We start from the raw sequence: 9389 nt of genomic DNA on the forward strand, positions 1-9389 counted from the left end.
TGCTCTTATCCTTTCTAGAACCCTACTACTTTAAGTGAGGTATGGTAAGAAATGAATAGTATGTTAGAAAGTCTTCCTTTTGATTGGATTTCCGAAATTATTAATCTTGCAACTGAGTGGATTGTTGTCGTTAATCGTGAAGGAAAAGTTTTGTATATGAATGAATCGTATTGTGAGTTTGTTGGGCGTTCTGCTGATGAAGTGATTGGTATGCCTGTAGTAGATGTTATTGAAAACTCTAGAATGCATATAGTCGCTAAAACCGGTCAGGCAGAGGTAGCGGAGATCCATCCAATAAAAAATACAGAAATGGTAGCAAATCGTTATCCACTCTATGTGGGTGATGAATTAGTAGGTGCTGTCGGAACGGTAATGTTCCGAAATCCGCAAGATTGGATTGAGTATTCTAAGAAAGTAGAACCTTTAGTAGAAGAATTAAACTATTATAAAAGAAAATTTGAGAAAGAATTAAATAGTAAATATAGCTTCAATCAAATAATTGGTGATACGCCAGTCTTTAACGCTACAAAAAATTTAGCAGAGCAAGTATCTGCAAGTTCATCTGCAATCTTACTTTTTGGGGAATCTGGTACAGGTAAGGAATTGTTTGCACATGCAATTCATGATGCTAGTCCAAGAAGAAATTTTCCATTTGTACGAGTAAATTGTGCTTCCATTCCAGAGCATTTACTAGAATCAGAGCTTTTTGGTTATGAAGAAGGTGCTTTTACAGGTGCAAAAAGAGGTGGGAAAAAAGGTAAATTTGAGCTTGCGAACCGAGGAACGATATTCCTAGACGAGATTGGTGATATGTCCTTGCATATGCAAAGTAAATTACTGCGAGTACTTCAAGAAAGAGAGATTGAAAGAGTTGGTGGAAGTTCTCCTATTTCCATTGATGTAAGAGTCATAGCAGCTACGCATCGAAATCTTGAGAAGATGGTAGTATTAAAAGAATTCCGTCAGGATCTGTATTACCGCTTAAATGTAATTAAAATAGACATTCCTCCACTTAGATCAAGGATAAATGATTTACCTCTCATAGCAGATTCGTTAATAAAAAAACTCGAAAGGAAATTTCATCGAAACGGAATTCAAATTTCAAATGAAGTTTTACAAATTCTAAAGTCGCATCATTGGCCAGGAAATATTCGAGAACTAGAAAACGTACTTGAGAGATGCATAAATGTCCTAAATGGCAAAGTGATTACACCAAAGCAATTACCTCTTTATTTGTATGAAAATCCAACCAGTCAAAAAAATACAGTCGAATTCGAAAAAAATGTATCTCAATTAAACAATCAAAATTCTTTAAAATCATTAAAAGAAATGGTTGAAGAGACCGAAAAGGAAGCAATTAAGAAAGCTCTAATTGAATCTCAAGGTAATAAAATTGAAGCTGCAAAATTATTAGAAATAAGCAAGTCAACTTTTTATGAAAAATGTAAAGCTTATAACATAAAAAGTTAAAAGATTTCATGTGATTTGGTTAATTAGGATGAAAGAAAAAGGAGGAAATAAAATGAGTGAGAACGTTGTAATTGTTAGTGCTGTTAGAACTGCAATCGGAAGTTTCAGTGGTACATTGAAAGATGTAAGTGCAGTAGAATTAGGCGCTAAAGTTATTAAAGAAGCGATTAATAGAGCGGGTATTCAAGAAAGTCAGGTTGATGAAGTCATAATGGGGAATGTACTTCAAGCTGGTTTAGGTCAAAATCCAGCTAGACAATCAGCATTAAAGGCAGGACTCCCAAATACTGTCTCAGCAATGACAATAAATAAGGTTTGTGGTTCTGGATTAAAATCAGTCCATTTGGCAACTCAAGCAATTATAGCAGGAGATGCTGAAATTATCGTTGCTGGTGGTATGGAAAATATGAGTCAAGCACCTTATTTACTTAAAGGTGCAAGAGATGGTTATAGAATGGGCGATCAAAAGATTGTTGATAGTATGATTGCAGACGGATTATGGTGTGCGTTTAATGATTATCACATGGGAAACACAGCTGAAAACTTGGCTGTTCGTTATGAAGTTTCGAGAGAAAAACAAGATGAGTTTGCGGTAAATAGCCAACAAAAAGCTGAGAATGCAATTAATGCCGGTAAATTTGAAGATGAAATTGTTGCGATTGAAATTCCACAAAGGAAGAAGGACCCAATCATCTTTAAACAGGATGAATATCCAAAATTTGGCGCTACTGTAGAGAAAATTTCAGCCCTAAGACCAGCCTTCGAAAAGAATGGAACGGTTACAGCAGCAAATGCCTCTGGTATAAATGATGGCGCAGCAGCAGTTGTAATTATGAGTGAAAGTAAGGCAAGAGAACTAGGTATTAAACCATTAGTAAAAATAAATGCAAATAGTAGTGCAGGCGTTGATCCGAGCATAATGGGAATTGGAGCAGCATTTGCAGCAAAAAAAGCACTTGAAAAATCATCGATTGAATTAAGTGAAATAGGCTTGATTGAAGCAAACGAAGCATTTGCTGTGCAATCGCTTTCTGTCATGAAGGAATGCGGATTTGATGAAAATATTGTCAATGTAAATGGAGGTTCGATTGCACTCGGACATCCAATTGGTGCAAGTGGAACTCGAATACTAGTTACATTGATACATGAAATGAAGAGAAGCGAGACACAGTACGGACTTGCAACCCTATGTATTGGTGGAGGAGAAGGCGTTGCGACAATTATTGAAAATTGTTTTGAATAAATAATAAGTAAAAGGCGGTAGGACTCTTGTAATGAGACCTACCGCTTCATTGTGTAGACAAAAAACACAAAAACACAAAAAATCTGAGTTTCAGACTGATTGCAAGCGCTTGTCTTTCGAGGCGCGAAGCCTGGTGAGGAGCGGAGTTACCCTAGACGGTAATGAGCACCGCTCAACAGGCGAAGTAACGAAGAAAGCGAGCGTTTGTCAACAGTCTGAGGTTAGATGATTCTTACTGAAATAACACCCTCAATATCTTTTAACAGCTGTTCAACTGGACCATTGATCGTTTCATCAAGGTCAATCATTGTATAAGCAAAAGCACCTTTACTTCGGTTAAGCATATCAGCAATATTTACTTGATAGTTTGCTAGTAATCCTGTAATTTGACCGACCATATTTGGAATGTTTTTATGCGCAATCGTAATACGTTTTTTGCCTGTATAAGGTAATTCTACATTTGGAAAATTAACAGAGTTCTTAATATTACCTGTTTCCAAATAATTTTTTAATTGTTTTGCAGCCATTCGGGCACAGTTTTCTTCTGATTCAGCTGTTGATGCTCCTAAATGAGGAATTGGAATGACATTCTTCATGCCAATCACTTTTTCATTTGGAAAATCTGTCACATAAACTCCTACAGTCCCATTATTCAGCGCATATTCAAGCGCAGCATCATCTACTAATTCAGAGCGTGAGAAATTAAGTAATCTTGATCCCTTTTTCATGCCTGATAAAAGTTTTTCATTCACAAATGCTTTTGTTTCAGGTGTTAAAGGCACATGGATTGTTATATAATCGCATGTTGAAAAAATCTGCTCTAAATTATCGATTCGCTGCACATTCCTAGATAATCGCCATGCAGTTTCGACTGAAATATAAGGATCATAACCATATACTTCCATATCTAATGCAAGAGCGTCATTTGCTACAAGTGCACCAATTGCACCTAAACCAATAATACCTAATTTCTTTCCTGCAATCTCTGCTCCTGCAAATTCTTTTTTACCAGCTTCTACAATTTTGGATACATTTTCTTCACCAAATAAAGAACGTGTCCATTCAATTCCTTCAATAATTCGTCGTGAAGAAAGAAATAAACTTGTCAGAACTAGTTCTTTAACTGCATTTGCATTTGCACCAGGCGTATTAAATACAACAATTCCTCGTGAAGTACATTCATCAATTGGAATATTATTTACACCAGCGCCAGCTCTTGCGATTGCTTTAACACTGTTTGGTATGTTCATTTCATGCATACTATGGCTTCTTAAAAGAATTCCATCTGGTTCATTTAATTGATTGTTAATTGAATAGTTTTCCAAAGGAAATTCTTTTATTCCGTGCTCAGAAATATTATTCAATGTTTGAATTTTTATCATCTTACAATCTCCTCTACTATTTTCTTTTCAAATTGACTCATAAAATGAACTAATTTCTCAACGCCTTCTAATGGCATCGCATTATAAATACTAGCTCGCATTCCCCCAACTGATCGATGACCCTCAAGGTTCACCAAGCCGGCTGAATTTGCCTGAGCAAGAAATTGCTTATTTAATTCATCAGAAGTTGATGTAAATGGAATATTCATAAGTGATCTGTTCTCTTTCTTAACTGGTGAAGAGAACAAGTCAGATTGATCGATAAAATCATATAACAATTGAGCTTTTAAAAGATTAGTTTGATAAATAGAATTTAATCCACCTGATTCTTTAATCCATTCTAAAACTAGCTTCGCTACATAAATGCTGAATGTAGGAGGTGTATTATAAAGTGAAGAAGCTTCTACATGTGTTTTGTAGTCGAGCATTGTTGGACAATTTTTATCTGCACTTCCAATGAGATCTTCTCTAATAATGACAATTGTTAATCCTGCTGGACCGATGTTTTTTTGAGCACCAGCATAAATTAAACCAAATTGAGACACATCAATTGGTTCAGAAAGAATATTTGAAGAAAAGTCTGCAACTAATGGAGAATTTGTTTTAGGGTAAGTTGAGTATTTTGTCCCCTCAATCGTGTTATTCGTTGTAATATGTAAATAATCGTATTGTTCAAAAAGGGCTAAATCTTCTAAATTAGGAATATATGAAAAATTTTCATCCTCAGACGAAGCGATTACATCAACATCTCCATATTTTTTTGCCTCAGAGATTGCTTTCTTTGACCAAGTTCCTGTATTAATATAAGCAGCTTTTTTATACTTACTTAATAAGTTCAATGGAATCATTGAAAACTGAGTTGATGCTCCACCTTGTAAAAATAACACTTTATAATTTGATGGAATTTCTAAAAGTTCACGTAATAAGCTTTCACATTTCTTAATAATTCCTTCAAACTCAGCCGAACGATGACTCATTTCCATAACTGACATACCAGAAGTACCATAAGAAACTAGTTCTTTTTGTACTTTTTCCAATACTGGAACAGGCAAGACAGATGGACCAGCGGAGAAATTAAAGACGCGTTCCATAATAATCATCCTCACTTGTTATTTTTATAATATTCTTACTTTAAACCACCGATATACGTTGGTCAATAAAAGATGAAATAAAATAATAAAAATTTCACAAAAAATTTTAATATTCTAATTAGTGAAAAGGCAATGGTATTGATCGAAATGAATAAAAATAAAAAATTAAGTTGGTTAATACTTTGATTGATAAATAAATATGCATGTTCTAGAAGATAATGGAAAAATTAATAGGTATATTGTATTTAAGGGAGTTTAAATGATTTCTAAATGGTTTAACAATCCAGTTTATTTTCGTTATGCTTTTTACATTTCTTTTGTGGTTAGTGTCTTATTCAATCTAATTTCTTCTGTAAAAAATGATAGTTTTTACTTTCTGTACATGCTTAATACTGTAATATTTGGTCTCGGTTTTTATAACCGTCCTCATTGGTTTATCATTTTGGTTTCTACAATAATAGTGCTTGCTAGATACTATTTAGTTCCCCAGGCAGGGCACATTATTAGCTATCTAATTACATACTACTTGATCGCGTACATATCAGTCGGTTTAATGAAACAATATCAGAAAGTTAAAACAGGATCGATTGAGTTAATATTAGCTCTTTCAAAGGCGTTAGATTCCAGAGACAACTACACTGCACATCACTCAGAATGTGTTGCCAATATTGGTTATAAAATTGCAAAGAAAATGAAGTTATCTCAAAGTCTATGTGCAGTCATCCATCAAGGGGGGCTATTACATGATATTGGTAAAATTGGAATTCCGGAGCATATTTTACTGAAGGACGAGAAATTAACTGAGGATGAATATAATACAATTAAAAAACATCCTGTGATTGGATATGACATTATTAAGCATATTGATATTTTTAATGAAAATGGCATTTTTGATATCGTTTTATATCATCATGAACGATACGATGGAAAAGGATATCCGGAAGGGTTAAAAGGTAATCAAATTCCTTTAACTGCTAGAATTGTAGCAATAGCCGATAGCTATGATGCAATGATCTCAAATCGATTATATCGTAAAGGGATGTCTTTAGACGACTGCTTAAAGGAAATTGAAAAGAATAAAGGAATCCAATTTGATCCTGAAATTACGGATGTTTTCCTTAGCTTATTTGATTTAAGAGAATGAAATAATACATAAAAATGGAGGGTGTCCCAAAAGATGGGGACACTCGTTTTTTGGTATATCAATATAGATTTGAAAAAAATTATAGAAGGAATCATACGAATTAAAGGCTGAGTTGAAAATAAGGAGATCATTTGTGCAAATAAATGATGAAAAGGTACAAAAGAAGAAGGGACTGCAATTAAAATCTGAGAATCGCAATTAAATTTATGAAAACTGCAATTAAAATTAGAAAACCGCAAATAAAATTAGCAAAACAGCAATTAAATTCCAATGAATCGCAAATAAAATAAAAAATTACCCATACCAGTTAAGGTATTATGGGTTGGGAAATGTTCATTAGTAGATACTTTCAAATGGAATTAGCAAATATACCTCTTATTCGAATAATAATCTGATAAAAATCAGCTTAATATCAATAAAAAAGATTAATCATAACGACTGCAAATGACAAGATACCCTGATAAAAGAGAGTAGTCTAATTAAATTAGACTACTCTTTAATTATTTTTACCACTTGTATTATTAATGTTGTTTTTCATTGGTATTATCAATCAACAAAAAAGGTGAAAAAGATTGGAGCGTAAGGTGCTCGACTCCTATGGGAAAAGCGGGAAGCTTGAGACCCCACAGGCTTGCCGAGGAGGCTCAAGTCTTGCCCTATGGAAAGCGAGCATCCTGAAGCGGAAATCAACGTACAAACTTCTTTAAAACAACAATGATTATTCAAAAATCTATAATAATATGTATTTCAATACCATATTTATGACTTTATTTGTAGAACTGTAACGTTTGACTGTATACTTTCTAAATTATATAATAGAAATATTATTTAAAATGGGGAGGGTTGTCACTTGGGATCGAGTATCGCATTGGTGAGTTAGCTGAAATAGCTCAAGTTTCAAAAAGAACAATTGATTATTATACAAAATTAGGGTTACTAGAAGCAAAACGATCAGAATCAAACTATCGATATTATTCCACAGAGGCAATTGAGACTCTCAGATTTATTGAACATTGTAAAAAAATGAGAATATCCTTAGAAGAGATAAAAGATTTACTGCAAACTAATTATAATCAAAAAAATTGTGTTTTTGAACAAATTCAACAAATATCAAATCAAATTATTGAGCTTGAAGCTAAATTAGCTCAATTAGTACCAGTGATATCAGATATGAATGATTGTGAAAAAAATGCTTTAGTCGATTCATTATCACATCATACATTTCCGTTATTTGAAACATTGAAACATTTTGTAAAATAATGACTAAATTAATTTTAAAACTTAACAATTTATTAAACCTATAAAATATGTATGTTTTACTAAATTATGGTAATCTATTAAGTAAGTAAAATAATAATTTTATATTTTTGTAGATTGAAATTCTCAGGAGGTGAATACTCGAGTAATATACTCGAGTTCGTCATTGGACATAGTTAACTTGTTTATGATTGCAGTTTTAATCGCACTTACAGCTTTTTTCGTAGCAGCAGAATTTGCGATAGTGAAAGTTAGATCAAGTAGAATTGATCAACTAGTAGCCGAAAAAAAGCGAGGTGCAGTAGCTGCTAAAAAGGTTACGACGAGTTTGGATGAATATTTATCAGCTTGTCAATTAGGTATTACGGTTACAGCTTTAGGATTAGGTTATTTAGGTGAGCCAACGTTTGAGCATCTTATACACCCAGTCGTAGAATTTCTTGGATTAAACGGAACAATCGCTACAACTATTTCGTTTATTTTAGCTTTCTCATTTATGACTTTTATTCACGTTGTAATTGGTGAGCTAGCACCTAAAACGGTTGCTATTCAAAAAGCTGAATCGATCACACTAATACTTTCTACCCCACTTATTGTTTTCTATAAAATAGCTTATCCATTTATTTGGGCATTAAATAGTTCTGCAAGATTTTTTACAGGATTATTTGGAGTTAAGCCAGCATCTGAATCAGAAGAAGTTCATACTGAGGAAGAATTGAGAATTATTTTATCAGAAAGCTTTGAAAGCGGAGAAATTAATCAAGCTGAATATAAATATTTAAATAATATTTTTGAATTCGATAACCGTCTTGCAAAAGAAATTATGGTCCCTCGTACTGAAATTATCGGTTTATATGCAGAAGACCCAATTGAAGAACAAATTGAAATAATTAAAAACGAAAAATATACACGTTACCCAGTTTTTGGTGAAGATAAAGATGATATATTAGGTATGGTTAATGTAAAAGACTTTTTTATCCGCTATCTTGATGGAAAAGTTGAAAAAACATACGATTTCGCAAACTATACTCGCCCAGTTATTCAGGTAATTGAAACAATTGCAATCCATGATTTATTATTGCTAATGCAAAAGAAACGTATTCCACTTGCAATACTGTATGATGAATATGGTGGTACAGCGGGATTATTAACAATGGAAGATATTCTTGAGGAGATTGTTGGGGAAATACGTGACGAATATGATGATGATGAAAAACCAGCTGTTCAACATATTTCAGAATCACATAAGATTGTAGACGGAAAAGTATTAATTACTGAAATTAATGATTTATTCGGTCTATATGTTGAGGAAGATGATGTTGATACAATTGGTGGCTGGATTTTAACTCAAAATCACGACATCCAACAAGGTGAATCTGTCATATTTGAGGACTTTGAATTCAAAGTTGTTGAATTAGATTCACACCAAGTGAAATTAGTTGAAATAAAAAAAAATGAGTTAATTCAGGCAGTAAAATCATAATGATCAGATGGGAAGAAGGTATAATTTTTTATACCTTCTTTTCAGAGTGTTGAAATATAAAATGATCAATAGGGAAAACGGACATTAAATGAACATTTAATAATGATGAAATATTTTTCTCGATGATCTTTCCAATAACACTAGAAATGTTTTTTTCAGAAGTTAAAAAATTATGAGCTTATTCTTAGAAAAACAAATTCATTTGATTAATTTAGTTTAATGTTAGATATTAATAGAACTACAAACTGATTAATAAAAACTGCTAGGTTACTCTAAGTAATGGCTATTTGATTAGTATTTATTGCATACTTTTTTTGAT

General features: G+C 32.9%; 7 protein-coding genes. 5 read left to right on the top strand and 2 right to left on the bottom strand.

From position 1 onward, the window contains the following. Positions 1-51 precede the first annotated feature (51 nt). Complete coding sequence (locus COE53_RS14255; RefSeq protein ID WP_025568522.1) at positions 52-1470, top strand: sigma-54 interaction domain-containing protein; 1419 nt, start codon at positions 52-54, stop codon at positions 1468-1470. 52 nt (positions 1471-1522) lie between these two features. Beyond that, positions 1523-2713 (top strand): acetyl-CoA C-acetyltransferase, encoded by a 1191-nt coding sequence (locus COE53_RS14260; protein ID WP_025568523.1) that lies wholly within the window; start codon positions 1523-1525, stop codon positions 2711-2713. A gap of 221 nt (positions 2714-2934) precedes the next feature. Here the strand turns inward: COE53_RS14260 and COE53_RS14265 are convergent, their stop codons facing one another. Beyond that, on the bottom strand, positions 2935-4095 hold the full coding sequence (locus COE53_RS14265) for a phosphoglycerate dehydrogenase (protein WP_025568524.1): 1161 nt from the start codon (positions 4093-4095) through the stop codon (positions 2935-2937). Further along, positions 4092-5186, bottom strand: a complete 1095-nt coding sequence (gene serC, locus COE53_RS14270) for a 3-phosphoserine/phosphohydroxythreonine transaminase (RefSeq protein WP_025568525.1) — start codon at positions 5184-5186, stop codon at positions 4092-4094. Before serC ends, COE53_RS14265 begins: the two co-directional genes overlap by 4 nt. Before the next feature lie 259 nt (positions 5187-5445). On the opposite strand from serC, the gene COE53_RS14275 reads away from it, so the two are divergent. From COE53_RS14275 to COE53_RS14285, 3 genes are all read left to right on the top strand, one after another. After that, positions 5446-6330, top strand: a complete 885-nt coding sequence (locus COE53_RS14275) for an HD-GYP domain-containing protein (protein WP_098948315.1) — start codon at positions 5446-5448, stop codon at positions 6328-6330. Between the two features lie 843 nt (positions 6331-7173). Continuing rightward, positions 7174-7590: a MerR family transcriptional regulator gene (locus COE53_RS14280; protein ID WP_286162579.1), complete on the top strand. Its 417-nt coding sequence runs from the start codon at positions 7174-7176 to the stop codon at positions 7588-7590. Positions 7591-7753: 163 nt separating this feature from the next. After that, complete coding sequence (locus COE53_RS14285; RefSeq protein WP_025568528.1) at positions 7754-9070, top strand: hemolysin family protein; 1317 nt, start codon at positions 7754-7756, stop codon at positions 9068-9070. Positions 9071-9389 lie beyond the last annotated feature (319 nt).

Origin of the sequence: Bacillus sp. AFS029533 (genome assembly GCF_002585125.1) — a bacterium.
GTDB classification, from domain to species: domain Bacteria; phylum Bacillota; class Bacilli; order Bacillales; family Bacillaceae_G; genus Gottfriedia; species Gottfriedia luciferensis_B.

Coding starts and splice junctions, on each gene's coding strand:
- COE53_RS14255 (WP_025568522.1), top strand. CDS start 52: ATGAATAGTATGTTAGAAAGTCTTCCTTTTGATTGGATTTCCGAAATT.
- COE53_RS14260 (WP_025568523.1), top strand. CDS start 1,523: ATGAGTGAGAACGTTGTAATTGTTAGTGCTGTTAGAACTGCAATCGGA.
- COE53_RS14265 (WP_025568524.1), bottom strand. CDS start 4,095: ATGATAAAAATTCAAACATTGAATAATATTTCTGAGCACGGAATAAAA.
- serC (WP_025568525.1), bottom strand. CDS start 5,186: ATGGAACGCGTCTTTAATTTCTCCGCTGGTCCATCTGTCTTGCCTGTT.
- COE53_RS14275 (WP_098948315.1), top strand. CDS start 5,446: ATGATTTCTAAATGGTTTAACAATCCAGTTTATTTTCGTTATGCTTTT.